21 protein-coding genes are annotated in these 26,317 nt (G+C 31.6%); all 21 read left to right on the top strand.

Translation table 11 applies throughout. The annotated features are described in order from the left end of the window. Positions 1-21: 21 nt before the first annotated feature. The 21 genes from PLZ15_10805 (at position 22) to PLZ15_10705 (ending at position 26,258) form a co-directional block, all read left to right on the top strand. On the top strand, positions 22-1,440 hold the full coding sequence (locus PLZ15_10805) for an oligosaccharide flippase family protein (protein ID HOI30234.1): 1,419 nt from the start codon (positions 22-24) through the stop codon (positions 1,438-1,440). Positions 1,441-1,489: 49 nt separating this feature from the next. After that, positions 1,490-2,446 (top strand): hypothetical protein, encoded by a 957-nt coding sequence (locus tag PLZ15_10800; GenBank protein ID HOI30233.1) that lies wholly within the window; start codon positions 1,490-1,492, stop codon positions 2,444-2,446. 25 nt (positions 2,447-2,471) lie between these two features. Further along, a complete protein-coding gene (locus PLZ15_10795; protein HOI30232.1) occupies positions 2,472-3,623 on the top strand; it encodes a glycosyltransferase in 1,152 nt (383 codons plus the stop codon). Then, the gene (locus tag PLZ15_10790) at positions 3,613-4,620 is read left to right on the top strand and encodes an STELLO glycosyltransferase family protein (GenBank protein HOI30231.1); all 1,008 of its coding nucleotides are present in this window, start codon (positions 3,613-3,615) and stop codon (positions 4,618-4,620) included. Before PLZ15_10795 ends, PLZ15_10790 begins: the two co-directional genes overlap by 11 nt. 504 nt (positions 4,621-5,124) lie before the next feature. After that, positions 5,125-6,108: a class I SAM-dependent methyltransferase gene (locus PLZ15_10785; protein ID HOI30230.1), complete on the top strand. Its 984-nt coding sequence runs from the start codon at positions 5,125-5,127 to the stop codon at positions 6,106-6,108. Positions 6,109-6,442: 334 nt separating this feature from the next. Then, a complete protein-coding gene (locus PLZ15_10780; GenBank protein HOI30229.1) occupies positions 6,443-7,276 on the top strand; it encodes a glycosyltransferase family 4 protein in 834 nt (277 codons plus the stop codon). Beyond that, on the top strand, positions 7,264-8,538 hold the full coding sequence (locus PLZ15_10775; protein ID HOI30228.1) for a hypothetical protein: 1,275 nt from the start codon (positions 7,264-7,266) through the stop codon (positions 8,536-8,538). Before PLZ15_10780 ends, PLZ15_10775 begins: the two co-directional genes overlap by 13 nt. Beyond that, positions 8,501-9,691, top strand: a complete 1,191-nt coding sequence (locus PLZ15_10770) for a glycosyltransferase family 4 protein (GenBank protein ID HOI30227.1) — start codon at positions 8,501-8,503, stop codon at positions 9,689-9,691. The genes PLZ15_10775 and PLZ15_10770 overlap by 38 nt, the downstream gene beginning before the upstream one ends. 13 nt (positions 9,692-9,704) lie before the next feature. Beyond that, a complete protein-coding gene (locus tag PLZ15_10765) occupies positions 9,705-11,390 on the top strand; it encodes a carbamoyltransferase C-terminal domain-containing protein (protein ID HOI30226.1) in 1,686 nt (561 codons plus the stop codon). A 15-nt stretch (positions 11,391-11,405) separates the two neighbouring features. Continuing rightward, complete coding sequence (locus PLZ15_10760) at positions 11,406-12,278, top strand: class I SAM-dependent methyltransferase (protein ID HOI30225.1); 873 nt, start codon at positions 11,406-11,408, stop codon at positions 12,276-12,278. Then, positions 12,275-13,102 carry a glycosyltransferase family 2 protein gene (locus tag PLZ15_10755; GenBank protein HOI30224.1) on the top strand — a complete coding sequence of 276 codons (828 nt, stop codon included), beginning with the start codon at positions 12,275-12,277 and terminating at the stop codon, positions 13,100-13,102. Before PLZ15_10760 ends, PLZ15_10755 begins: the two co-directional genes overlap by 4 nt. Positions 13,103-13,224: 122 nt before the next feature. After that, the gene (locus tag PLZ15_10750; protein HOI30223.1) at positions 13,225-14,274 is read left to right on the top strand and encodes a glycosyltransferase family 4 protein; all 1,050 of its coding nucleotides are present in this window, start codon (positions 13,225-13,227) and stop codon (positions 14,272-14,274) included. Between the two features lies 1 nt (position 14,275). Beyond that, complete coding sequence (gene asnB / locus PLZ15_10745; protein HOI30222.1) at positions 14,276-16,147, top strand: asparagine synthase (glutamine-hydrolyzing); 1,872 nt, start codon at positions 14,276-14,278, stop codon at positions 16,145-16,147. A 30-nt stretch (positions 16,148-16,177) separates the two neighbouring features. Then, positions 16,178-18,310: a bi-domain-containing oxidoreductase gene (locus PLZ15_10740; GenBank protein HOI30221.1), complete on the top strand. Its 2,133-nt coding sequence runs from the start codon at positions 16,178-16,180 to the stop codon at positions 18,308-18,310. A gap of 69 nt (positions 18,311-18,379) precedes the next feature. Continuing rightward, positions 18,380-19,543, top strand: a complete 1,164-nt coding sequence (locus PLZ15_10735) for a hypothetical protein (GenBank protein HOI30220.1) — start codon at positions 18,380-18,382, stop codon at positions 19,541-19,543. Beyond that, the gene (locus PLZ15_10730) at positions 19,540-20,595 is read left to right on the top strand and encodes a DUF354 domain-containing protein (GenBank protein ID HOI30219.1); all 1,056 of its coding nucleotides are present in this window, start codon (positions 19,540-19,542) and stop codon (positions 20,593-20,595) included. The genes PLZ15_10735 and PLZ15_10730 overlap by 4 nt, the downstream gene beginning before the upstream one ends. A 112-nt stretch (positions 20,596-20,707) precedes the next feature. Next, positions 20,708-21,529 carry a polysaccharide deacetylase family protein gene (locus tag PLZ15_10725; GenBank protein HOI30218.1) on the top strand — a complete coding sequence of 274 codons (822 nt, stop codon included), beginning with the start codon at positions 20,708-20,710 and terminating at the stop codon, positions 21,527-21,529. Continuing rightward, positions 21,526-22,317: a formyltransferase family protein gene (locus tag PLZ15_10720; protein ID HOI30217.1), complete on the top strand. Its 792-nt coding sequence runs from the start codon at positions 21,526-21,528 to the stop codon at positions 22,315-22,317. The genes PLZ15_10725 and PLZ15_10720 overlap by 4 nt, the downstream gene beginning before the upstream one ends. Positions 22,318-22,394: 77 nt before the next feature. Next, positions 22,395-23,516 carry a UDP-N-acetylglucosamine 2-epimerase (non-hydrolyzing) gene (wecB, locus tag PLZ15_10715; protein ID HOI30216.1) on the top strand — a complete coding sequence of 374 codons (1,122 nt, stop codon included), beginning with the start codon at positions 22,395-22,397 and terminating at the stop codon, positions 23,514-23,516. 370 nt (positions 23,517-23,886) lie between these two features. Beyond that, a complete protein-coding gene (locus PLZ15_10710) occupies positions 23,887-25,815 on the top strand; it encodes a sugar transferase (GenBank protein ID HOI30215.1) in 1,929 nt (642 codons plus the stop codon). Positions 25,816-25,886: 71 nt separating this feature from the next. Further along, positions 25,887-26,258: a four helix bundle protein gene (locus PLZ15_10705; GenBank protein HOI30214.1), complete on the top strand. Its 372-nt coding sequence runs from the start codon at positions 25,887-25,889 to the stop codon at positions 26,256-26,258. Positions 26,259-26,317 lie beyond the last annotated feature (59 nt).

Genomic DNA, 26,317 nt, shown 5'->3' with positions numbered 1-26,317 from the left:
AAAATGATAGTTTTATAGCAAATGCACAGTAAATTATTTAAGAATAGTATTATTTATACTATTGGTAATTTACTACCAAAGATTGCAAGCTTTATTCTTGTACCAATATACAGCAGGTATCTAACACCTTCGGATTATGGTATTACTAGCTCTATGTCCGTACTTACAATGATTTTAGCAATTGTATTTACACTTGCCGTTGAAAGATCTATTAACAGGCTTTATTATGATTTTAAGACCGAAAATGAAAGAAAAGATTTTTTAGGTACTATTAACTATGCTATAGTAATTCTTTCTTCCTTAATACTTTTATTACTTTTTATATTTAGTAACCTGGTTGAAAAAATATTTTCTTCTATCAGTTTCTATCCTTATTATGTTTATGCAATACTTGCTGCTTTTTTAAATATTCTTGTTACTGTTCCAACAATGTATTACAGGGTTGAAGAAAAAGCAAAAATGTTTGTCGGGCTTTCATTAATCCGCTTTGCTGCAACAATTGTCTTTACTCTTGCATTGGTTGTCTGGTTTAAACAGGGGGCTGAAGGGTATTTAAAGGCAAGTTTATTAGCTGCTCTTTTTGTTTTCCCGATTTTTCTTATTATAACTCTTAGAATTACTAATTTTACAATCAAACCAGATATACTTAAATCCTCATTAAAATTTAGTCTCCCGATGATTCCGGTTATGGTCTCTGCATGGGTGCTTAATCTTTCCGATAGGATTTTCATTGAAAGATATCTCTCTCTGGCAGATGTAGGTATATATTCAATTGGATATAGTGCTGCAGGATTTGTGCTCCTTTTTACGGGTGCGTTTTATACAGCATACAGTCCTCACTTCTATAAAATTGCTAATAGTAAAGATAAAGTCGATGCAAAAGCTGAATTAGCAAAAACTAATAACATTTTCATTATAGCTACAATGGCAATTTGTTTTGTCGTTTCATTATTTTCAAAAGAGATAATTCAGATACTTTTTGATCCCCGCTATCATCAGGCATATATCTATATACCTATTATTTCTTTAGCATATTTTTTCCAGCAGCTCAATGGCCTAAACCATCTTATGATATATCAGGAGAAAAAAACCATAGTTGTTATGTATATAATTATAGTATGTGCAACAGTAAACGTTTTACTTAATTTTTTATTGATCCCATTAATCGGTGCTTACGGAGCAGCCATTACAACTCTTTTAGCTCTCTTTTCACAATTCACTTTGTCCTATTCTGTTTCCAGACGATATTATTTTATCCCTTTTAATTGGAAGTCGATTTTACCTCTATTGACTGGAGCAATAATTGTCTATTTACTTTTTTATTATCTAAATCTCAGATTAATTCCTGCAATGATTATAAAGACTGTTTTGGTTGCATTTTTTGTAATAATATTTTACGTAAAATATTATCATCCGCTTAAAAAACTTGTGTTTTCCTAATATGACCCACTATTGTATTTGTCTTGGTTATGAATCACTGGTGATTCCGTTGCATCTGATTAAAAATGGCGAAAAGGTAATTGTCGTTTCAAACCGTAAGGACATTTTAGACTTTTGTATATTTATGAATATACAATGGAAGGTTTTACCTAAAATTACGTCAAATGATATAATACAGACTCCTAAGAAAATAAAAAATATTGTTGAAAAAGTTACTCTTGAATTATCAGGTGAGTATAGTGTATTTCATATAACACATAAAAGCTTTGATATCCATTGTTTATTGGTTCCAAATATCCATAAAAGGGGAAAAATAGTATTCCATAAAACAGAATGGGATCCAGAATTATTATTAAAATACCGTTACTTCTCAAGTATTAATCCAATAATAATACTAAGAGAAATAATTAAATTTTGGATTCGAATGAAAATCATTGTGTTAATGAATTGGAAATTAGATTTGACTTTTAGGGTTAATCTCGGAACACTTATACCTGTTCTCAAGGAAAAGAATTTTAACAAATTTAGTATACAAATAGTAGAATACAATAATAGACATAATTTTTATGCCAAAGTCTATGACAAATTCAAAATTAGTGTTGAAGATTCTTATAACTTATTTATTGTGTCTGATATTGATGAAATGAGTACGCAGGCAACAAAAGAATCAATTTTAAAGGTGTATGATGTTATACTCCTTACTGATGTTCATGTAAAAAATCATCCTAATAGAAATAATAATAAATTATATGCTAAACAATATCAAACATTTATACCAGCTGAATTACTAGTCAATCATGTAAAAAATTCTGTTGTGGGATTAATAAGTGGTGTATTCAGATATTCCTTAACAAAGTCTGATATCAGGACTATTTCATGTATCAATTTATTAGATTGGCATTCAACAAGATATAAAAGATACTGGACAGATTATTTGAATGAGATGGGTACAGGAATAATTTTCCCAAAAACATTAACAGAATTATATAAATTATTAAAACGATAGATCGAAGAATATTCTTAATAAGCTAATGAAATATTTAATAATATGTGATAGCGACTTAATAACTAAACCATTTGCAAGTGCATTTAGAGCAATAAATTTAGCATTAGGTTTGAAAAATTGTAATAACAGTGTAGCCTTATTTTCTATTTACCCAAATGCAGAAAAAAAAAGTTATTTAGAACAAAATAAAGATATTATCGTATATAGTTATTCAAATGAGTTTGCCTCTTTGGATGATTTCTATGAATATGTTATAAATGATAATACTCCCAGTATAATAATTTATCGAGATAGAAATTTAAAGACTCTAAGGACTATTATTCGATACCGAAACAAGTACAATTATAAAATCATTATGGATTTGGGAGAGGATCTTTGGGGTATATTTCTCAATACTAATTGGATAAGGAAAAATATAATAATTGGAATTTATACTTTAATCAATTCGTTTATGGAAACACTTTTCATAAAATTTATCTATTTCAATAAAATCGATTTTTTTATAATTATAAATCCCAAATTATCCTCTAGAATACCAAAGCGAATACCTTATATATATATCCCTCAAATATTAAGTGATTATTATTCGCAAGGATGTAAAAAAGCAAGCGACTTTACAAAGCAATATTTTGTTCATATTGGCACTGTGGCATTAAAAAAGGATGATTTGTTAGCAATAATAAAAGGTTTTTCAAAATTCATAAACTATAATTCTAAGTATAAATTATTTTTAATTGGACAACAATCAAAGAGATTAATAAGTTACATTAATAAATATAACATAACTGACCATGTCGTATTTATAGATTACTTATCACAACAAGAATTATTGAATCTATTAAATACTTCAACGTTTAATATTATTACCCAGAAAAAAAACAAACAAAATGCATATAATTTCCCTACTAAACTATTACAATATATTTTATCTGGTAATCTATTAGTTAGTTCGAATCACGGTATACTAAAGGCTTTTCTTAAAGACAATTATAATTGCATAATTTATGAAACCGGCAATCCACAACACATAGCATACGCATTTAATAGGGCTATTCAATACAAACAAGAGGATAGAATTAGATTGATAAATAATTTGCAGTTACTTATAAAAAATAACTTATCAGCTGAATTAAAGTGCAAGGATATTAATAAAATGGTTGAAGATTATGACAAATAAATTTTCTAATTCAATTGTTATAACAAGTATATATTTACCAACTCAAGCAATTTGTAAGTTCGCGACGTTGAAAAAATACCAATTAATAGTTGTGGGAGATAAAAAGACTCCATTAAATTGGACTTGTCAAAATGCTATTTATATTCCAATTAAACAGCAGACAGAAATGAATTATAGAATAGGTAAGTATTTACCTTATAATCATTATAGCAGAAAAATGGTTGGTTATTTATATGCAATTAAAAATAATGCAAGAATAATTATAGATGCAGATGATGATAATATTCCATATTCATTTTGGGAATTCCCTAAAGCGTATGGGATTTACAATATGACAAATAGTGGTGATAGATTTCTTAATATCTATTCATTGTTTACAAAAGATAAAATATGGCCCAGAGGTCTACCTTTGAATAAAATAGGTAATTTAATTGATCAGAAGACAATAATTAAAAAGAAATGTAAAGTCGGTATTTGGCAAGGACTAGCTAATGGAGATCCAGATGTTGATGCAATTTACAGACTATCTATAAACAAATCTTGTTATTTTCAAAAAAATGCGCCAATTGTTCTGAAAAAAGGAAATATTGCGCCAATAAATTCACAGAATACCCTCTTCACAAAAAAATTCTTTCCTCTTCTTTATCTTCCAACTTCTGTAACATTTCGTTTTACTGATATTCTCAGAGGTTATGTTGCACAACCTATCTTGTGGGCGGCAGGATATAATATCGGATTTACCGATGCAACCGTATTGCAAATCAGAAACGAACATGATTATATGACAGATTTTAGATCAGAAATACCTATGTATATAAATTCAGAAAATATTATAAACTTTGTTGAAAGTTCTGTTTCTTGTTCAAAAAGTATTGAAGAAAATCTATATACAGCCTATAAAAAATTAATGCAAAATAATATAGTAACTAAAATGGAAATGAAAATTCTCGAATCATGGTTGAGAGATATTGAATATGCAGTTCACTTAGTAACATAAATTAGCCAATTACTTTTATAATAGTAAAACTTAATATAACTAATAAATGTTCTATTATTATGCTGATAGTGCGTTTAGTTAATAAGAAATGGACATTAGGGTTATGATTGAAACTATAAAAACATTGTAATTTTTAATATGAAAAAGGACTTATATATTACTACATAATATTTCTTAACAAAAAAGAATTAGACAAAGAAGAATAACCAAGAATTGTGATTTCCAAATGAAGATTAGTATTCATTACGATCACTTTCAATATAGGGCTGTTATTGGAACTTGATGCTAAGTATAAACTCGAAATATCTTACTTACCTAAGGACAAAAAAAGTTTATTAACTGGTTCATAGTGACTACAGAAGAAAGCTGTTTTAATGGTAAACCATTCGTTTCCCACCAAAGAAGGTCATATGCTAAGAGTTTTAACAAATCATCTTATTCCAAAGATTGGGTGGAAAACGTTTCGAATTATCTTAAAAATGAAATTGATATAAGTATATAGTTATGAAAAGAACTAAAAATTTGTTAAAAAATAATAATTTATTTAATAAGCTATATTATAAAATACCCCGACAAATATTAGATAATCAAAAACAAATAAATGATAATGAACTTAATGAACTTAAATTTTTTTTAATTGAAAACTATTATAAGAATAAACATCCTTTTACTCAGGATGCATTTATGTTATTTGAAAATGATCTATTATCGCATTTAATGACTAGATTACAAATTGATAGAAAACGAATCATACCATGGTTGAATACAGCTAAACCATTAACTGATTCTACTGTTTTAGAAATTGGATGTGGAACCGGATCTTCCACTGTTGCCTTAGCTGAACAAGGAGCTAAGGTTACAGGAATCGATATTGAAGAAGAATCTATTACCGTTGCAAAAAAACGGTGTAGTCTCTATAAAGTGGAAGCTCATTTTAAAGTTATGAATGCAGTTGATCTTATAGACTCGTTTATTAATTGCAAATTTGACTTTATTATTTTTTTTGCAAGCCTTGAGCATATGACTGTTCGTGAAAGAATAACAGCTATTAAACAAGCTTGGAATTTACTTAATAAAAATGGAATATTATCTGTAATTGAAACTCCGAATCGTTTGTGGTATTATGATATTCATACATCTCAACTTCCGTTCTTTCACTGGCTACCGGATGATCTTGCATACTACTATTCAAGGAAAAGTAAAAGAAATAATTTTAGAGAATTATATATGGATGAATCGTTGAAAAATTATGAACATTTCCTGCGAAGGGGGCGAGGTGTAAGTTTCCATGAATTTGAGCTCGCAATTGAATCATTCAATAAAATTAAAACCATAAGCAGTTTATCTTCATTTGAAAATATTTTTTTTCGTATGAATATCCCCAAACAGAAAAAAATATTCAAGTCATTTATAATGAATTTATATCCTGGGATTCATCATGGATTCTTTGATGAAATTCTTAACATTAACATAACAAAAGATTTTTAAAAATTTATATTGCTAAAATAGTTCTATCATATTCACAGTGATAATTTCCAAGCAAAAAAAAATTTGTTTTCTTCTTCCGGCATGGCTTACAAAAGTAGTCGGAGGCTCTGAATACCAGGTTTATCTTTTAAGTGAACAGTTATTAAAAAATTGTTGGCAAATTGAAGTAATTACCAACAATGGCCCGATCCAATTTCAACAGTATCATAATCCTTCAATTAAATATTATTTTTTAAAGCAATCCAAAAGCTATGTGTTAAATTACTTTAAGATACTATTACTACTTTTCAAAACAGACTCATATTTTTATTATGTAAGAACAGATGCTCGTATTATGAGGGGAGCTCTTTTATTGTATTCATTTTTAACTAGAAAGAAAGTTATTTATGCTTTAGCGGGTGATGATGAATTATATAAAAATTCCTATCTGAAATACCATTTGTCCAAGAGAATATCATTAAAGAGAGTAATCAAAATTATTGATGCACTAATTTGTGATTTTATAATTCGGTTCAGAAAAAATAAAATTGATCTTATAATAACTCAAACAATTCACCAGCAAAAACTATTATTTAAAAATAAGGGAATGAAATCGATAGTAATTCCTAATTCATATATAAAAATAAATAGAATTGATGACTACAATCCGAAAAAGAAAAATATTGTACTTTGGGTAGGAAATATGAGAGAAGTAAAAAGACCCAATTTATTCATCGACCTTGCAAAATTGATATCTCGGCAAGAGTGGGATTTTGTTATGATAGGTGAAGCTGGGAAATATCTAAATAAAGTTCAGGATAATTCAGAGTTCATAAAATTCTTAGGCCCTTTAAGTTATGAAAAAACAATCGAATGGTTTAAAATTGCAAAAATACTAGTTAACACAAGTACAACTGAAGGATTTCCCAATACATTCATACAAGCATGGAATAATAATGTACTTGTTATCAGTCTTGTTGTTGATCCTGACAATGTTTTAACAGAAGATAAGATGGGTTTATATGCATACGGTGATTTTAATACTTTAAAAAAAATATTAGAAGATGCAATCAGAAAATATAAAATCTATCAAGATATAATCACCCATGCATATAATTATAGTTCTAATAAGTATGATATAACAATAAATACAAAAAGATTTGAGGAAGAATTAATTTGCCTAAATTGAAAAATAAAGATTACGCGAGTTATTTCTTCACTTTTCTTCTTATTGGTTTAGGGGGAATCCCATTTTTTACTTCAGGCTATTTCTGGAATTTGGCCATTTTTATTCTAGCCGCTAGTAGTTTCGCAATCAAAAGACATCAATTTGATAAAGGTTTTCTTACTTTTATTTTTTTGCTTACAATTGTTTTGTTGGGCCAATTTATTATTTTTAATTATATATCTTTGCAAACAACTATTGGTATATATATAACATTTATTAATGCTTATTTATTAATAAAGTTAATAGGTGAAAAACTATTTGAAGCTTACGTCAATATAATTTACTTGCTTATAATAATCAGTTTCATATTTTTTATCCCTTCCTTACTAATCCCTGGTTTTGAAAAGTTCCTCATTGATAATATAGCTCCAATATTTGAGCAGCAATCGAGCAGGCGCGGTTATTCATATAACTCTAACATGATTATATATACTTTTAATACTGGTATTTCAAAACCATATTATGATTATGGCTTGGAAATTATTGGGGGACGAAATCCTTCTGCCTTTCACGAAGCTGGTGGTCTGGGTGTATATGCTGTCTTAGCATTTTACATAAATATAATTTTATCTAAAAACTTGTGGAATAAGAAGAACTTAATTTTCTTGGCCGGTATTATCACAACCTTTTCAACAGCAAGTTATATATCACTATTTGTAGCAATTTTATCTGCTACTATTTTTCTACGACGGAAATCCTATAAACTTGTAATGATCCCCTTACTTATTGCCATTTTTTGGTATTCATTTAATTCTTTGGAATTCTTGGGTCGAAAACTTGATGAGCAATATCAACAATCATTAAATGTGGGATATTATCATTATGGAAGTAGAGGAAGGTTTGCAAATTTTATATTTGACATGTATGACATATTGAATTACCCTCTTACTGGACGAGGAGTTAATGAGTACACTAGATTTGATGATTTCACAGGTTTTAGCAGAGATACACATAGGAATAATGGGATATCAGATTTTGCTGTCAAATATGGGATCCCATTCTTTATTTTTTATTTCTTTGGTATTTACAAAACATTCAAGAAACTAAATGAAAACCAGACAATCAACTATAAATGGTTTCCGCTCTTATCACTATCATTAATAATTTTACTTGGCTTTTCCCAGGTTATTTTCCAAAGTGTAATTTTCATAGGTCTATCTTTTTATCATTTAATTATCAAATCAAATGAAAATAGCATGGCTTTGCCCATATCCGATAAATAACATTCCAGAGATTAGAAGACAACTTAATGGCAATCCTGATTTTGTGCACTCTTCATCATGGATAGTTACACTTTCTAACGAACTAATTAATAATCAAGAAATTGAATTACATATTCTTAATGTATCTACTCGTGCACCAAAATATTTCTATCACAAAATAGGTCACCACTTACATGTAATTCCTTCTGGCATCCCCTTTATTTATAAAGGATTTCCATCATGGTTGCCAATCGACAGGATAACTTATTATAAAAACTTAGTAAAAAAATTCAATGATCTATTAAAAGATATTAAACCTAATATTGTACATGGACATGGCACCGAAGGCCCATACGGATTTGGAGCAGTTAATTCTGGAGTAAACAGTATTGTATCTATTCAGGGGATTATCAGTTCTTTATTCAAGTATGAGCCTAGTGTAACAAGTTGGATACAAGCAAGAATAGAAGTTAATACAATACGATCTGGTTCAAAGTTTGGATGCAGAACTAACTGGGATAAAAGTTTTGTTAAGCATAACAATAAAAATGCCCAAATCTTCTATCTTCCAGAGGCAGTTGGCGATATTTTTCTTGAAACAAACTGGAACGGTATGGATTCCGATGATATTATTGTTGTTGGAACAATTTGTAAAAGAAAAGGAACAGAATTACTACTAAGATGTGTACCCGAAATTATTAAACATTTTCCAAGATTAAACTTCAAATTTGTGGGAGGAGGCCATATTAAGTATCTGAGAAAAATGAAATCGCTAGCATCTAGATTAGGTGTAGATAAAAATATTGAATGGGTCGGTTATAGGAATCCGTCTGAAATCGCAAGATTATTATCAAGATCAAGGTTGTACCTCCACCCTTCCTATTGTGATAACAGCCCTAATTCATTACTTGAAGCACTTGCAGTGGGAACTCCTTCACTCGCATCTAATGTAGGGGGAATTCCTTCAATGGTGAAAAATAATAATATTTATAATTTATTTGATATTAATGACCCGTCAGATTTAATCGATAAACTAATTATGATGCTGACTGATAAGGAGGGTTCTATCTCAAAGAGTAATAAATCAAAGCAGATTATAAAAGAAAATAATGGTAGTAAAATAGTTGCTGGAATTACCATTGAAACATACAAACAAATTTTAGGATTAAATTAAAGAAGGGGAAAAAATGGTTGTACTTGGTGTTCATGTTGGCCATGACAGCAGCGCGGCACTAGTTATTGACGGAAAACTAGTTGCAGACGTTGCAGAAGAAAGATTTAAACGTATTAAACATTATAACGGTCTTCCGCTAAAGTCAATAGATTATTGTTTAAAGTCACAAAACATTACCATTAATGAAGTAGATATAATCGCAGTACCAGGGATCCATACAATTCCAGATTTCAATTTTTTATTCGAACTGGGATTGCCTGTAACTCCTGATTCCAGGATCCGAAATCTGCTTGAGATTGCTCCTGTTGTTCCAAGGAAAACATTGAAGAAACCACCAATTTATGTGAAATCATTCAAAAAAAATGACAGAACAAAAATAGTTAATGTAGAACATCATTTAGCGCACGCTGCTTCAGCATATTACACAAGCGGAGATAGGAAAAAACAACTTATTGTAACTATGGATGGTGCCGGAGATAAGGTATCAACATGCATTTGGAAAGGTGAAGATGGTAAAATTGTACCGCTAAAAAAATTTGATACAAAAGGTTCTCTTGGGTGGTTTTACAGCAACGTAACTGAGGCATTAGGTTGGTGGCATGGAGATGGTGAAGGAAAAACAATGGGCCTAGCCCCTTATGGTGATTACCAGAAAGTAAAAGGTTTATTGGACAAATTCTATCCAAAATTCGGAACGGGCGATTTAATAGAGCCCTATGATTATGGAAGGGCATTTATTTGGAATGAAGGAGGACAAACCGAATGGCATTTTGACGATGCATTCGAGATAAAAAAACTTGTTGACAAACATGGTGCAGAAAATATTGCTGCAGAAGCTCAACGGGTGCTTGAAGAACAGGCATTTGAAATTATTTTTCCATGGATGGAAAAGGAAAAGACAAAAAATCTTACCTGCGCAGGAGGAGTATTTCTCAATGTTAAATTAAATCAGAGATTGTGGGAAACTGGAAAAATTGAAAAACAAATTATATTCCCAAATGCCGGAGATTCTGGTCTTGCTTCCGGTGCTGCGTTATATGCGTATTATTCTCAAAATCCAGAAGCTGAAATATATTCACTAACTGATCTGTATCTTGGACCGGAATACTCTGAAAATGAAATTGAGGATGTCCTTAAATTAAGAAACCTTAAATACAGGAAATTGGATAACGCTACGGAATATGCTGCAAAAAAACTAGCAGAAGATAAAATTATTTGCTGGTTCCAGGGCAGAATGGAAAGCGGGCCCAGAGCTTTAGGTAATCGTTCAATTCTAATGAGTGCCAATAAAGCGGAAAATAAAAATATAATTAATGCAAGAGTTAAGTTCAGAGAAGCATTCCGACCATTCTGTCCCTCGATTTCCTGGGAGAAAAAGGAAGATTATTTAGAAAGGGAAAGGGATGAATACTTTATGATCACATCTTTCACATGTAAAGAGGATAAACGTAAAAATGTACCAGCGGTAGTACATGCAGACCATACATTACGGCCACAGACAATAAAGAAAAACCACAATCCTAAATACTGGCGGCTTATAAATGATTTTGGAAATATGACTGGCGAATACCTTATACTAAATACATCAATGAATATAATGGGAGAGCCTATAATAAATCATCCTCGCGAGGCAATTCGCTGCTTTTATGATAATGGACTTGACGTTTTAATAATGAACGATTTTGTTCTTGAAAAATAGTTATTAAAAATGATAGTGAAAGATCTTAAATTAAAAAACAGTACAAATATAAATAAGAGTATTTCCGAACTTATTAAAAACGAATGCTCAGTTTTAGCTTCTGAATATGATATTCCCCAGGGGATTATTTTCCGAGATTACTATCGTCATTTTAAAACTGTATATAGCGTATTAAAATACTATCCAGAAGAAAACATTAAGATTTTAGATGTGTCTGCTGGATTTGCTATACCTTCAAGAGTATTGCAAAAGATGGGTTACAACATCTCTGTTACGGATTCTCCAGAAATAGCGGGTCATAAAATTTGCGAATTGCATTCGAAGCGTTTCAACTATACACCTATCAACAATCTCGAAACTGATGAGTTACCTTTTGATGAGAATAGTTATGAAGTAATCATGTGGCTCGCAACTATCGAACATATTCAAAATTCACCTAGAAGAATTTTGGATTGGTTCTACAGGATCTTAAAACCTGGTGGAATTCTTATCATTGATACACCAAATATACTTGATTTGAAAAAACGCCTTACTTTTTTATGTGGATCAAGTTTTATGCCGGATATAAAGTATATATTTCATCAAAAATATCATAGTGGTCATCATAGAGAATATACTAGAGAAGATTTGGAGTATGTGATAACCCAATGTAAATTTAAAATGGTTGAGCTAAGTGTAGAAGATACTTTTACTGGGTTGTCCATAAAAGAAAAAAAAAATAAGTCAAAAAGGGATATTTCGAAATCATATGTACATCAGTTATCTCAATATTCATTAAGATGGAATCCGAAGTATATTAGCAATTGGCTGAAACTACCATACAGATTATTGCTTAAATTAAACTCAAATTTTAAAGATACATTATTCGCAATCGCAGTAAAAAAATGATAAGGTTTTCAATTATTACACCTAGTTTCAATATGCTGAACTATCTTAAAAGATGTTCGGCATCCGTCAATGATCAGCAAGGCGTACATAAAGAACATATAATTGTGGATGGCGGGTCTAAGGACGGAACAGTTGATTGGCTGAAAAACAATTTCAAAAGTGGGAAATATATAATTGAAAGTGATTCAGGTATGTATGATGCAATTAACAAGGGTATAGAATGTAGCAGTGGTGATTTAATTGCCTATCTTAATTGTGACGAACAATATTTACCTAATTCATTAAGGATCATTGATGATTATTCACTAAAATATCCAAATGCTGATGTTTATCATGGAAACATGCTTGTAATCGATGATAATGGTAAACTCATTTCTTTCAAAAAATCCCTTAATGCCCGATTCAATTACCTAAAATATGGTTCGTCATATATTTATTCCTGTGCTACTTTCTTTCGGCGGAATTTATTTGAAAAATATAAATTTAATTCTCAATTGAAATCACTGGGAGATATTGATCTCTATCTAAAGTTATTGAGTGCTGGGAAAAACTTCATTCACATTAACGAATACATAAGTGTTTTCACAAAAACTGGAAACAATTTGAGCTCTAATGCCATGTTTATGGAAGAATACAAACTAATCCCTCTGAGTAGTTATGGAAAATCATACTTTACTTCTAATTTGTATGATCTTCTTAAAAAAATTGAAAAGTTAAAAAAGGGTGCATACTTTCAAGAATTTCCGTTGAGGTATCAGATTTATCTTGACCCTATGGCAATTAAAAGAGAAACCATCGAGGCGAAAGAGGCCGCTTCATTTTGATATAATACCTGCAACTGATAATTAATAACATATATTAAATAACAAGCTTATTATTAATGTTAGAAAGTAAAAGGATTTTGCTATTCATCAAAATTCCTCCTCCGAATACTGGGGTTACACAAATGAACCAGTATGTAAAAAATAGTAAGCTACTTCATGATAAATTTATTATAAAAATATTTGAGGTATCCTACAGCGATCAAGTATCTGAACTTGGTAAAATTAGTAGCCGTAAATTAATTGTATTCTTTAGAACACTTATCAAGTTGATTTATGTTCTCGTCTTTTTTAATCCAGCACTTATTTACTTCCAAATTTCAACAACAGGATTTGCGCTTTACAGAGATATTTGCTTTGCTTTTATTATCAAACTCTTTAGGAAAAAAATCATTTATCATCTTCATGGAAAAGGTCTTGAATTATTTGCTAATAAAAATATGTTTAATAGAATTATTCTAAGAGCAGCATTTAAGAATGAAGAAACAATATGCCTTTCAAATTTAGTGAAGAATGATATCGTAAATGTTGTTGATTGTAATCCTTATATTGTCCCGAACGGGGTAACTAGAATAGATTGCCGTTTTATTATTGAGAAAAATGTTGTAAATAATAAACCTGTGATATTATATTATTCTAATTTCAGTCGAGTAAAAGGCTTAAAAATATTCCTGGATGCGATTGAAATTCTTAATAATGAAAAAATAAATTTTACTGCTTGCATTGCTGGAAGAGAGTCTGACTATAAAATTAAAGACATAGAAAAAATAATTAGCGAAAAAAAACTAAATAATTTAATAAAATTAATTACAGATGCAGGTGGAGATAACAAATATAAACTATATTCTGAAGCAGATATTTTTGTTTTTCCAACTCAGTATGAAGCATTTGGCCTTGTTATTCTTGAGGCTATGCAATTTTCACTACCTGTAATAGCCTCTGAGGAAGGGAGCATTCCTTTAATAGTTTCTGAAAATGAAACTGGATTTCTTTTTAATAAGGAAAAACCTGAGGATCTTGCGAATAAGATTAAAATTCTTATAGAAGACTCTGAATTAAGAAAAAGTCTTGGCATAAACGGTAGAAAAAAATATGAATCTGAGTTTACGTATGAAATATTTGAAAAAAATATTTCTGAAGTATTTAACCAAGTATTATCTGTAAATAAGAATTGATATGTGCGGTATATCTGGTTGTATTACAAAGAATAAAGTTAATGAAAATAACATTCTATCGTCTCTACATCATAGGGGACCTGACAGCAATGGTACTTACAAGTCTGTTATTAATAATTATAACATACTGCTTGCACATAATAGGTTAAGTATAATAGATTTATCTGAAGCAGGTTCTCAGCCTATGCAAAGTGATGATGGCAAAGTGAGCATAATTTACAACGGTGAAATATACAATCACAATAATCTGCATTTAGAATTCCTAAAAAATAAAAAATTCAAATCAAAGACGGATACAGAAGTAATTCTAAAGCTTTATGAAATAATAGGCATAAAGGCTTGTGAGTATTTAAATGGTGATTTTGCGTTTTCTATTCTTGATGAGAAACAAAAAAAAATGTTTCTTGTACGTGACAGATTGGGAGTAAAACCACTTTATTATTACTCGGGGAATCAAGTATTTGTTTTTGCATCGGAAATGAAAACCATCATGGAATTCCTGTCTGAAAATAGTATCTCAGAAGAAGCCTTATTGAATTATTTTGTTTTTAAATACACACCAGGTCAAGATACTTTAATTAACGGTATAAAAAGACTTAATCCCGGCTCATATATTGAAATAGACCTTAATGATCTGTCCTGGAAATTAATTAGCTACTGGAAATTACAAAAGAATCAAGATATAGCTACCTTGTCTTACAATGAAGCATGTACTGAGTTATATAGATTATTAGAATCTGCAATAAATATGCAATTAATGTCTGATGTGCCTTTAGGAACCTTTTTTTCAGGTGGCTTGGACTCCTCGATAATCGCATATTTTACGCGTGATAGAAAGGATATTACACATTATACTGCTAAGAAAAACATAACTGATCTTAAAACGGAGGGATCTTCATCCGATTTTTATTACGCAAATAAACTTGCTGACGACTGGAATCTTTCCATTCAATCCGTTGATATTGGAAATAATGAAATGTCCTTGATTGGTAAAACTATTCAGTATTCCGATGATCTGATCGCTGATGGATCTCAAATACCATCCTTCCTAATTTCTCAAAAAGCTTCATCAGATTCTAAAGTGTTGCTGTCTGGAATGGGAGCTGATGAATTGTTTTACGGTTATGCTGGTCATCAGCTTACCATGTATTCCAAATATCTGGATTTGCTTCCTTCAGGACTAGTTAAATTATTTATGAATTATTTATCAGGATTAAATGCTGGAAAGGGATGGTTAAAACCTTACAAAAGATACCTCTATAAGCTTGGGAAATACTATAATTATGGAAATATCAGATATGGCATTTTTAATATTGTAGGTGATTATGAGAACTCAAAATCGATTTACCAAGTTGCAAATTATACCTCTGAAGAATTCCTTAGTAATTATTTCGTTGATAATTGTCGCCCATTTGATTCCGTTAACAGATTTGAAATAGACAATTTTCTTGTTAAGAATCTTGCTTACATAGACCGAATGTGCATGGCCAATTCAGTTGAAGGCAGAGTCCCATTTCTAGATTATCGAATTGTAGAATTTGCCTTAAGTCTTCCAGAATCTTATAAAATTAATTTATTTGGTGAAACAAAAAAAATTCTGAAAGATACAATGAAGCCTTATCTGCCTAATTATATATTGAAACGTAGAAAAGCAGGATTCGGAATGCCTCTCCGCAGTATACTTTCTAATTCAATAAATATAGAAAAATTTTGCGATTTTGATTTTTATTCGGGATATAAAGGATTTTCTGTTAAAAATATACAAAAGATTATTAATTCACATCTTAACGGTAGTGAGGATAATTCTGCTTTGATTTATGCTCTGATCTCATTTAGGTGTTGGTATCAAATATTTCAAAAATTTATTAAATAATTTCACCATTATAATTACAGCGAATTGATTATGCTGCAGCTTACACAGAATTTCAAAAATGGAAAGATGGAACTTCTTGAAGTTCCAATCCCTGCAATACAAACTGGGTATGTTTTGGTAAGGAATCATTACTCAGTTATAAGTGCCGGTACAGAAGGCAAAACCGTTACTGATGCTCGTAAAGGGTATATTGCAAAGGCAAAGTCACGTCAAAAAGAAGTTAAACAAGTTATTGAGATGGCGAAATCACAAGGTCTATTGCAAACTTATAAAACCGTAATGAATAAATTGGATTCACCTTCGGCACTAGGTTATAGTTGTGCAGGTGAAGTTATTGCGATGGGTGAAGGAATTACAAAATTTAAAGTAGGGGATTATGTAGCCTGCGGCGGTGCGAATGCGGTTCATGCTGAAGTTGTTTCAGTCCCAAAGAATTTATGCGTTAAAGTTCCCAAGGATGTTGACCTGAAGTACGCGTCTTTTACCACCGTTGCATCTATAGCTCTTCAAGGAGTAAGACAAGCTGATCTAAGGATCGGTGAAAATTGTGTTGTCATTGGCTTAGGTCTTATCGGTCAACTTACAGTTCAGTATTTGAATGCTGCTGGTGTTAAAACCTTTGGAATTGACATTGAACAAACTCAGGTTGAAATGGCAAAGAAATCAATTATTGATTTTGCTATTACTAGAGATGACTACGGTTTGGAAAAAGCAGTAACTGAATTCACTAAAGGCAATGGAGTTGATGCAGTTATTATTACTGCCGGAACATCATCCTTAGATCCTATTGAACTTGCGGGGGAGATATGCCGAAAGAAGGGTAAAGTTGTTATTGTAGGTGCTGTTCCAACTGGTTTCAGTAGGGCAAATTACTATAAGAAGGAACTTGAATTAAGGATGTCCTCTTCCTATGGCCCCGGAAGATATGATGTCAACTATGAAGAGAAAGGAATTGATTATCCTATAGGCTACGTGAGATGGACCGAAAATAGAAATATGGAAGCTTTTGTTGATCTTCTCCAAAGAGGAAAACTCAATTTAGAGCAACTAATCACACATGTCTACGATTTTAGAAAATCGCCTGAAGCTTACGATCTGATCTTATCAAAGAAGGAGCCTTTCACCGGTATACTATTAAAATATGATGTCGAAAAAGAACTGAAAAAAGAATCGATAACATTTAATAAAGAAATAATACGTATCAAAGGTAAACCAAATGTTGGATTTATTGGGGCGGGTACTTTTTCACAGAATTATCTACTGCCTAATCTAATTGGCTATGTCAACTTTGTTGGTGTATCAACATCAAGTGGTAATTCTTCAAGGAACATTGCAAATAAATATAATTTTGATTTTGCAGCTTCCGATAGCGAAGAAATATTAAATAATGATCATATCGATACAGTATTTATTGCAACAAGACATAATCTACATTATAAATATGTGCTTGATGCTTTGAAAAATGGGAAGAATATCTTTACGGAAAAACCTCTCTGTATGTCAGAAGCTGAACTTGAAGAGATTAATAAAGAATATCAAAAAAATAATTCTCATTTAATGGTAGGATACAATAGAAGATTTTCCCCAATGATAAGTAAGATTAAAAAATTTATAAATCCTAATTTACCAACTGCGATAAATTATAGGATCAATGCTGGTATAATTTCAAAGGAACATTGGATACAGGATCCTGATGTTGGTGGCGGAAGAATAATAGGGGAAATCTGTCACTTCATAGACCTAGCAATCTTTTTAACTGCTTCGAAAGTATCTTCTGTATCTGCTGAGAGCCTTGATGATGCCTACGGATTAATGGATTCTGTGACGATTAATTTAAAATTTGAAAATGGCAGCATTGCCGGAATAAATTATTTTTCAAACGGAAATAAAGCTTTATCCAAAGAGTATCTTGAAGTCTTTAACGGCGGATCGGTCTGGAAAATTGATGACTTTAGAGAGCTGGAGATTTACGGTAATAAGAAAGAGAAGATAAAAAGTAGAAAACAGGATAAAGGTCACGCACAGGAATTGAAAGAGTTTATTAGCTCACTTTTTAATGATAATCCTCTAATTCCTTTTGAAGAATTGTATCATTCTACTTTAGTTACCTTTAAAATAATCGAGTCCATTAAAAATCGAAAAACAATAATTATTAGAAATTAATCCTCTCGGAAAAGTAAACTATATTAACTGTTGGTTCTGCATCATTTATTACCTTCCCATAAATCAATTATGCATATAGAAAAATTAGCAGATTCCCTAAGAAAACTTCAAAATTACATTGAAGAGAATAATTATTCGGGATATGACCCATACGATGCTTTAAAATCACCGCTTTTCAAACTACCTTTTTTTCGAAACAATAAGTTAATTCGGTTTGGTGTACAACAGTTAGTAAAGCGCTCTCCATTTAATTTAAGAAAATTGTTAGTTGTTCCAAAAGGAAAAAATCCTGTTACACTTGGCTTGTGTATTCAAGCCTACTCATATTTAAGTGAAGTATACGTGGAAGAAAAAAATAATTATTTAAAGAAAATTAATGAATTGATCGAAGAACTTATAGCGTTAATTCCCAAAGGTTACAGTAGTAATTGCTGGGGTTATGATTTCGACTGGGAATCACGGTACGCATCCATTCCCGCTTATCAGCCTACGATAGTGGCTACGGGATTTATTGTTAATTCTTTATTTGAATGTTATCGATTAACCAATATTGACAAATCAAAAGAATTAATAATTGGCTCCAAAGATTTTGTCCTCGAAGACATTAATCGTACTTATAAAGATGATGGCTCATTTATATTTTCTTATTCTCCTTTCGACAAGCAGAAAGTATTTAATGCAAGTATGAAAGGTATCCGGATTCTTTCATTTATTTACATTTTCACCAAAGAGGAAGAACTTAAAACCATAGCAACAAAAGCTGCAGATTATGTTTTAAATTCACAAAATGAAAATGGCTCATGGTATTATTCAAAAAGGGCATCTGGTGAGTGGGTAGATAACTATCACACTGGTTACATCCTTGACTGCTTAGATGACTTTATTAAGTATTGCATTCCTAACGATCCTAAATATCAGAAAGCTCTTGAAATAGGTTATAATTATTATTTAAATAATTTTTTTGAAAAAGATAGTATACCAAAATTTTATAACTCTAATCTTTATCCAATCGACTGTACTTCTGCAGGTCAATCTATATTGACTCTTTTGAGATTCGGGGATAAAAAAACGGCACAAAATGTAGCGGAATTCATGATCGAAAATATACAAAGTAAAGAAGGGTATTTTTACTTCCGAAAATTCAAGTATCATAAAAATACTACTTCATTCATGCGTTGGTCCAATGCATGGATGTTTGTCAGTTTATCAAAAATAATGACTTTATATAAATGAAAGTATTATTTCATTTAGCACACCCAGCACATTTTCATTTATTTAAGAATGTGATAAAAGATCTGAAATATTTAAATGAAAATGTTTTTATCACATTTAATGATAAGGATATTCTTGAAGATCTTATCCAAAAGTCTGAATTGAAAGATATTTCAATTAAACTGAAGGCAAGAAAGACTTTATTAACAAAAAAAGACCTTGTATTACAATTTTATGAGAAAATCTATTCGTTATATAAAATATTAAAAAAGGAAAAACCTGATCTTGTGATGGGTACTTCCATAATAATATCAATTGCAGGAAGAATATTAGGGATACCAAATACTATCGTAAATGAAGATGATTTTGATATAATAAAATATACTGCCAATATAGGATATCACTTCGCTGATAAAATAATCTGCCCGGAAGTCTGCAGAACGGGTAAATGGGAATATAAATGTATTAAACATAACAGTTATCATGAACTATCGTATTTGCATCCCAATCATTTTACTCCTGATATTAGAGTCGTAGAAAAATACATTTCTATTGATAGACCATTCTCTATTATGAGGTTTGCTAAGTTATCAGCTCACCATGATGTAGGTATTAAAGGAATTAATGATAATTATGCAATTAAAGTTATTAAGAAATTAGAAAACTATGGTGATGTATATATCACAAGTGAACGAGATATTGGTCCAGAATTGAATGATTATCGATTGGAAATTAATCCATTGGATATTCATCATTTTTTAGCATTTTCTAAATTGTATATTGGTGATAGCCAGACAATGGCTGCTGAAGCAGCTGTACTGGGTACACCATTCATCCGTGTAAATGATTTTGTGAATCGAATTAGTTATCTGGATGAACTTGAAAATAAATACAATCTTGGTTACGGTTTACTTCCAAATAATGCGGAAAGTATTTATGAACTTATTGATAGGATTTTAAATTCTGATTATTATGAGTTGGCAAGAAAAAAACAAAAAATGCTTGATGAAAAGATAGATTTTTCTAATTATCTAACTAATTATATTAAGAACTTCGTGAGAATAAAAAATTAGTAACATTAACAGCACGCAAAAGTACTGTCTTCTAACAAATGATGTCGAAACGACATCAATATGGCATAATACATTACGGGATGAAACTGGCATAAAAGTCTTTAAAACGGGAATGCCAATTTTGTTAGAAATCTATAATGAATTAAATATCAAATCCACTTTTTATTTTACCGGTTACATAGTAAAACTCATCCCTGAAATTGTAAAAATGGTTATTAGCTTAGGGCATGAAATTGGCTCTCATGGCAAATCTCATCTGCCCTCAAATGGTTTTGATGTAATGCCTTTTGAAAAACAGAAGAGACATCTTGATTATACAAAAAAATTATTAGAAGATATTTCGGGACAAGAAATTATCTCCTTTAGAGCACCTGCATTAAGAGTTAATAGTTACACTGCAAGAGCTTTAATTGAAACTGGTCATAGAATTGATAGCTCTATTGCTTCGCAAAGGTTCGATTTTTTCCTTTCTTTTGGAAGTGTGAATAAACTTAAATGGCTTACTTCTCCAAGATTGCCTTACAAAGTTGATATAAATAACATTTTTAAGAAGGGGCATAGTGATTTGGTTGAAATACCTTTATCTGCTCTATTTTTACCTTACGTTGGTACTACAATGAGAATAATACCTTTTATAACCTCAATTCAGCGAAGAGGAATTCATTTAGAAAGTAGTATTAATAAAAAACCCGTGGTCTTTGATATTCACCCTAATGAATTTATTGATGAATCAAGTGAAGTCCGCGTAATAAATAAAAGAACAAAAAATCCAGTCAGTTATTTTTTTAAGGATATACTACGTTCACAATTGAAGGTAAAGAATCTGGGAAAAGCAGCAATCCCATTGTATAAAAAGGAAATACAATTTTATAAAGAAAGAGGTTATGTTTTTACGACAGTTAAGCAATACTGTCTTGACAATGGACTTTTATGAGAATATTTATCATAACTATGGATGATCCGGTGCAGACAAATTCATTCATCTCCCAAATTATCGAGTCAAAAAAAAATGAGATAATTGGTTTAGCAATTTCTAAAGGGGATCGATTAACAATTCAAAGAAAAAAATCAAAATTCACCTATCTCCTATCTCTTTTTCTAATAATGGGTTTTTATCATTTTGTAAGGAATTCTTTTATAACAATTATTTACAAAATTAAAAAAAAGCTATATTTAATCTTTCCAAAACTATTCAAGGATCCTTCAATTGCCCGGATAGCATCAGAAAATGGGATAAAAACATTGGACATTAAGTCTCCGAACAATGAACAGTTCCTTGATGAAATTAGAAATCTTAATATAGATGTAATTATAAACCAATCCCAGAATATTTTGAAAAGTGAATTACTTGCGATACCCAAAATTGGAGTGATAAATAGGCATAATGCATTACTACCAAAAAATAGGGGCAGATTAACTCCTTTCTGGGTATTATTTAAAGGAGAAAAAGAAACAGGAGTATCGATTCACTTTGTTAATGAAGAACTTGATGCTGGTGATGTAATTGTTCAAAAAAAATTTCCAATTGAAGAAAAAGACAATTTTAATACTATTGTTAAAAAGAACTACGAATTAGCCCCGGCTGCTATGTTAGAAGCATTGGACAAACTTAAAAATGGTTATGTTCAGTTTATTAAAAATGATTCATCAATAGCAACTTATAATACTACTCCAACCTTAAAGGAAGCATGGCAATACAGGAAAATTAGACTAGGATTATAAATCTTTCTCGTTATCCTCTGGATTTATTCTTCTCTAGTAAATAATTATTCTTTTTAATAATACTTTTAAGAGCTACTTTGAAAATCATATCTGTTGTTGGTGCCCGTCCAAATTTCATGAAAATCGCTCCAATCCATAAAGCTTTCTCTGACTTCAGTCTTCAGTCTTCAGACATCAATCTCCAGCACCTCATTTGCCATACCGGTCAGCATTATGATGACAATATGAGCAAAGTTTTTTTTCAGGATCTTAATCTTCCTCAACCAAATTATTACTTAGGGGTAGGAAGTGGTACTCATGCCGAGCAGACTGCAAAAATTATAATCGAGTTCGAGAAAGTACTGTTGAGTGAAAAACCTGATTTAGTAATTGTAGTGGGTGATGTGAATTCAACTATTGCATGCAGCCTGACTGCAGTTAAGTTTTCGATTAAAGTTGCACATGTAGAAGCCGGACTAAGAAGCTTTGACAGAAACATGCCGGAAGAAATAAACAGAATTCTCACAGATCAGATATCAGATTACCTTTTCGTAACTGAAAAAAGCGGTCTCGAGAATCTTAAAAAAGAAGGGATTTACAACTCTAAGATTTTCTTTGTCGGCAATACAATGATTGACACTCTCATATACTATTTGCCGAAAGCTGAGGAATCAAAAATCATTGATGAATTCGGTCTTATTAAAAATAATTATGTGTTAGCTACTCTTCATAGACCTGGTAACGTTGATGAAAAAGTTGAGCTGATAGAACTTATCTCCTTATTAAATAAAATTGCAGATAGAAGGAAAATAATTTTCCCGATTCATCCCCGAACGAAAAATAATCTTGTTAAATTCGGATTGATGAATATGATTCACCCCAATATAAATCTTACTGATCCTGTCGGTTACATAGACTTTATTTCTTTAATCAAAAATGCAGAACTGATAATTACCGACTCCGGCGGTATTCAGGAGGAATCGACATATCTTGGGGTCCAATGCATTACATTAAGGAATTCAACAGAGCGTCCCATCACTGTTGAAGTTGGTACAAATCAATTGCTAGGCAATGATTTAAATAAAGCTCTCGCTGCTGCTTCTGATGTCTTATCAGGTAAAATAAAAAAAGGATCAATCCCGGAATTATGGGATGGACATGCTGCCAAAAGAATCGTAAAGATTCTCCTGACAAAAGAATCGGAAATCCATCTCCGCTGACTGAAGACTGAGGACTGCCGACTGAAGACTGCCTATTACACACCTCGCGCTCCTTTTACGGGGACGATTCACCCAATATTCCAACATTCCATAATTCCTGGTCATTACTTTACAGTTCACCGATAACAGATTACAGTTTACACTTGAACTAAGCATGCCCCGCGCCTTTTGCGGGGAACCACGAACGAAGAACCAAGAACAACGAACGATTATCCTCCGTGCAACCCAACAATCAAGCAACCAAGCATACATATTTTTCTATTCTGTCTTCCGACTTCAGTCTTCCGATTACTGTTCACCGATCACCCATTACCTTCCTTGTCACTTTGTTCCTTTGTAACTTTGTCACTATTATTCATAATTTTCAATTATGCTAATTAAACTAATTACCGACTTACTCATTTATACTCTTTCATTCAAACTGATCGAGACTATTAAGCTCGGTGAAGTACAAGTATATTCCGCATATACTCCGTATCATGCTATAATACTTCTCACCGTTCTTTTCTCTTCGCTTATAACAGGCAAATACGGAATCACGTCTAAACGCAAAGTGATAGAGGGAGCCCAACCTATTTTCAGGTCGCTTATTCTTTCAATCGGCATTATTACTATTTATTTTAACCTGGTTGCAGATTCTTTCCCATCACGACTCGTAATAAGCGGAACATTTCTGCTCGGATTCTCAATTGAGCTGTTTATCAGAATTATAAAATTCGGTTTAATTTTTGAGAATCCATTCAAAATAAAGTTCAATTTTTCACCCGGTCTTTTTGTTTCAGAATTCCTTCTAATCCTCTTTATCATTGTCATTACCTACTTCACATATAGTTCAGTTCGAATAGAATATAAGACTTATTCCACTGCGTTCCTTTTAATTTTCTGGATTGCTTCCTCGGTATTTACTCACCATTTCGAGGCACACAGGTCCTCATTGAATTACTGGTATTTTATATGGAGAAGAATAAAGGGATATATCATTTTTATTGCCTTTGTCTCTTTTATGGTCTATATCCTAATCCCCGAAAACCTGAGCACTATCTATCCGTTATACATTGCATTAATTTTTTCCATCCATGCTGTAATTATTAACAGTATCTATTACCTATACAGAAGCCAGTCCAGGACTGACGAGCCTGCCACAAAGTTTCTAAAAGCAACTTCTCTCCTTGATGAACCAATGATGAGATCTAATGGCAATTATCCAGCTAAATACGGCATTAAAGGAAATCCTTTCAATCATTATCTCTCTGAACAGCTTCTTACTGTATACCTTAAGAAGCATAAGGAGATTTATAATTTCCTTGAGGAGCACCTCGACTTCCTTACATTCGATGTACGAAATTCATATATGATCAAGTCATCCGATGTTTTTAACATTGAGGTGATGCCCGAGAATAAGCTCGAGTTCTATATGAACCTCCGCGAACTGAATGATATTCAGAGGATCAATAAGTACCTTAAAAAGGTCAATCAAAAACTTATTGACGGAGGAGTTTTTGTAGGCGCAGTTGAACCTCTCAGCCTAAGGAGGGAGCGGTTTTTTAAAAAGTATCCTTTCTATTTTGCATATATCTTCTATTTCTTCGATTTTATCTGGAAACGCTTTTTCCCCAAAATGCCCTTCCTTAAAAATATCTATTTCGGTTTGACAAAAGGGAAAAACCGTGCATTGTCCCTTCCCGAAATAATTGGAAGGATCTACTTCTGCGGTTTTGACCTGATCAATTTTAAACAGATCGGAAACCTGGTCTATCTTATCGCGGTTAAAAAACGGGAGCCTTCACAGGATACAAACCCATCTTACGGACCTTTTATAAAACTTAAAAGAATCGGTCTTCACGGCAAAACATTCTATGTTTACAAGTTTCGGACGATGTATCCTTACTCTGAATATCTTCAAAATTTTGTTTTTGAAAAGGCAAATCTGAAAGAAGGGGGGAAGTTCAAGGATGATTTTAGAATAACCAGCTGGGGAAGAGTTTTAAGGAGATTCTGGCTCGATGAATTCCCGATGTTTATAAATTTCTTCAAAGGCCAGTTAAAACTTGTAGGCGTCCGGCCCCTGAGTTCCCATTATTTCAGTCTCTATCCCGAAGACCTTAAAAAACGCCGTATAAAGTACAAACCCGGCCTCGTTCCGCCTTACTATGCAGACCTTCCAAAGACTATTGATGAAATAGCAGCTTCTGAATCGAAATACCTCGATAGCTACGAAAAGAATCCTTTGTTCACGGATATCAGATATTTCTTCAAGGCCTGGTATAATATATTAGTGCGAAAAGCACGGAGCGGGTAGAGGGGGAGTAGGTTATAGCTGATAGCTCATAGTTGCTAGCTTATAGTAGATAGGTTATAGTTAGGGGGAAAATGGAAAATGTAATTAGTTTTAAAAACCTTACAGTATGGCAAAAAGCTCTAAGTTGGTCCTGTAACATTATCCTCTTAATTGATTCTCTTAATACTGATAGAAAACATTTCCGTTTATTTGAGCAGATTGAATCTTCTGCAGCTTCAGTACCTATGAATATCAGCGAAGGTAACGGAAGGTTTTCAAAAAAAGAATATCTTCACTTCTTATATATTGCTAGAGGTTCGGCTTTTGAAACAATTACATTATTGAATCTTTTCTGCCAGATGAAGTGGATTGATGTTCAAAAGCTGAATGATTTGGAAAATGAAGGTACTGAAATTGTGAAAATGATAAACGGTTTAATCAAATCCCTTAAATCCAAACCCTAACAATCATCTATGACCTATCACCCATGAATGACCTATGACCTATGACCTCTCGCCCATGA

This window comes from Melioribacteraceae bacterium (assembly GCA_035362835.1).
Classification (GTDB): domain Bacteria; phylum Bacteroidota; class Ignavibacteria; order Ignavibacteriales; family Melioribacteraceae; genus DSXH01.
The sequence above is the reverse complement of the archived record's forward strand: the minus strand, read 5'-3'. Positions and strand labels throughout refer to the sequence as shown.

Coding starts and splice junctions, on each gene's coding strand:
- PLZ15_10805 (HOI30234.1), top strand. CDS start 22: ATGCACAGTAAATTATTTAAGAATAGTATTATTTATACTATTGGTAAT.
- PLZ15_10795 (HOI30232.1), top strand. CDS start 2,472: ATGAAATATTTAATAATATGTGATAGCGACTTAATAACTAAACCATTT.
- PLZ15_10790 (HOI30231.1), top strand. CDS start 3,613: ATGACAAATAAATTTTCTAATTCAATTGTTATAACAAGTATATATTTA.
- PLZ15_10785 (HOI30230.1), top strand. CDS start 5,125: ATGAAAAGAACTAAAAATTTGTTAAAAAATAATAATTTATTTAATAAG.
- PLZ15_10780 (HOI30229.1), top strand. CDS start 6,443: ATGAGGGGAGCTCTTTTATTGTATTCATTTTTAACTAGAAAGAAAGTT.
- PLZ15_10770 (HOI30227.1), top strand. CDS start 8,501: ATGAAAATAGCATGGCTTTGCCCATATCCGATAAATAACATTCCAGAG.
- PLZ15_10765 (HOI30226.1), top strand. CDS start 9,705: ATGGTTGTACTTGGTGTTCATGTTGGCCATGACAGCAGCGCGGCACTA.
- PLZ15_10755 (HOI30224.1), top strand. CDS start 12,275: ATGATAAGGTTTTCAATTATTACACCTAGTTTCAATATGCTGAACTAT.
- PLZ15_10750 (HOI30223.1), top strand. CDS start 13,225: ATGAACCAGTATGTAAAAAATAGTAAGCTACTTCATGATAAATTTATT.
- asnB (HOI30222.1), top strand. CDS start 14,276: ATGTGCGGTATATCTGGTTGTATTACAAAGAATAAAGTTAATGAAAAT.
- PLZ15_10740 (HOI30221.1), top strand. CDS start 16,178: ATGCTGCAGCTTACACAGAATTTCAAAAATGGAAAGATGGAACTTCTT.
- PLZ15_10735 (HOI30220.1), top strand. CDS start 18,380: ATGCATATAGAAAAATTAGCAGATTCCCTAAGAAAACTTCAAAATTAC.
- PLZ15_10730 (HOI30219.1), top strand. CDS start 19,540: ATGAAAGTATTATTTCATTTAGCACACCCAGCACATTTTCATTTATTT.
- PLZ15_10725 (HOI30218.1), top strand. CDS start 20,708: ATGCCAATTTTGTTAGAAATCTATAATGAATTAAATATCAAATCCACT.
- PLZ15_10720 (HOI30217.1), top strand. CDS start 21,526: ATGAGAATATTTATCATAACTATGGATGATCCGGTGCAGACAAATTCA.
- PLZ15_10710 (HOI30215.1), top strand. CDS start 23,887: ATGCTAATTAAACTAATTACCGACTTACTCATTTATACTCTTTCATTC.
- PLZ15_10705 (HOI30214.1), top strand. CDS start 25,887: ATGGAAAATGTAATTAGTTTTAAAAACCTTACAGTATGGCAAAAAGCT.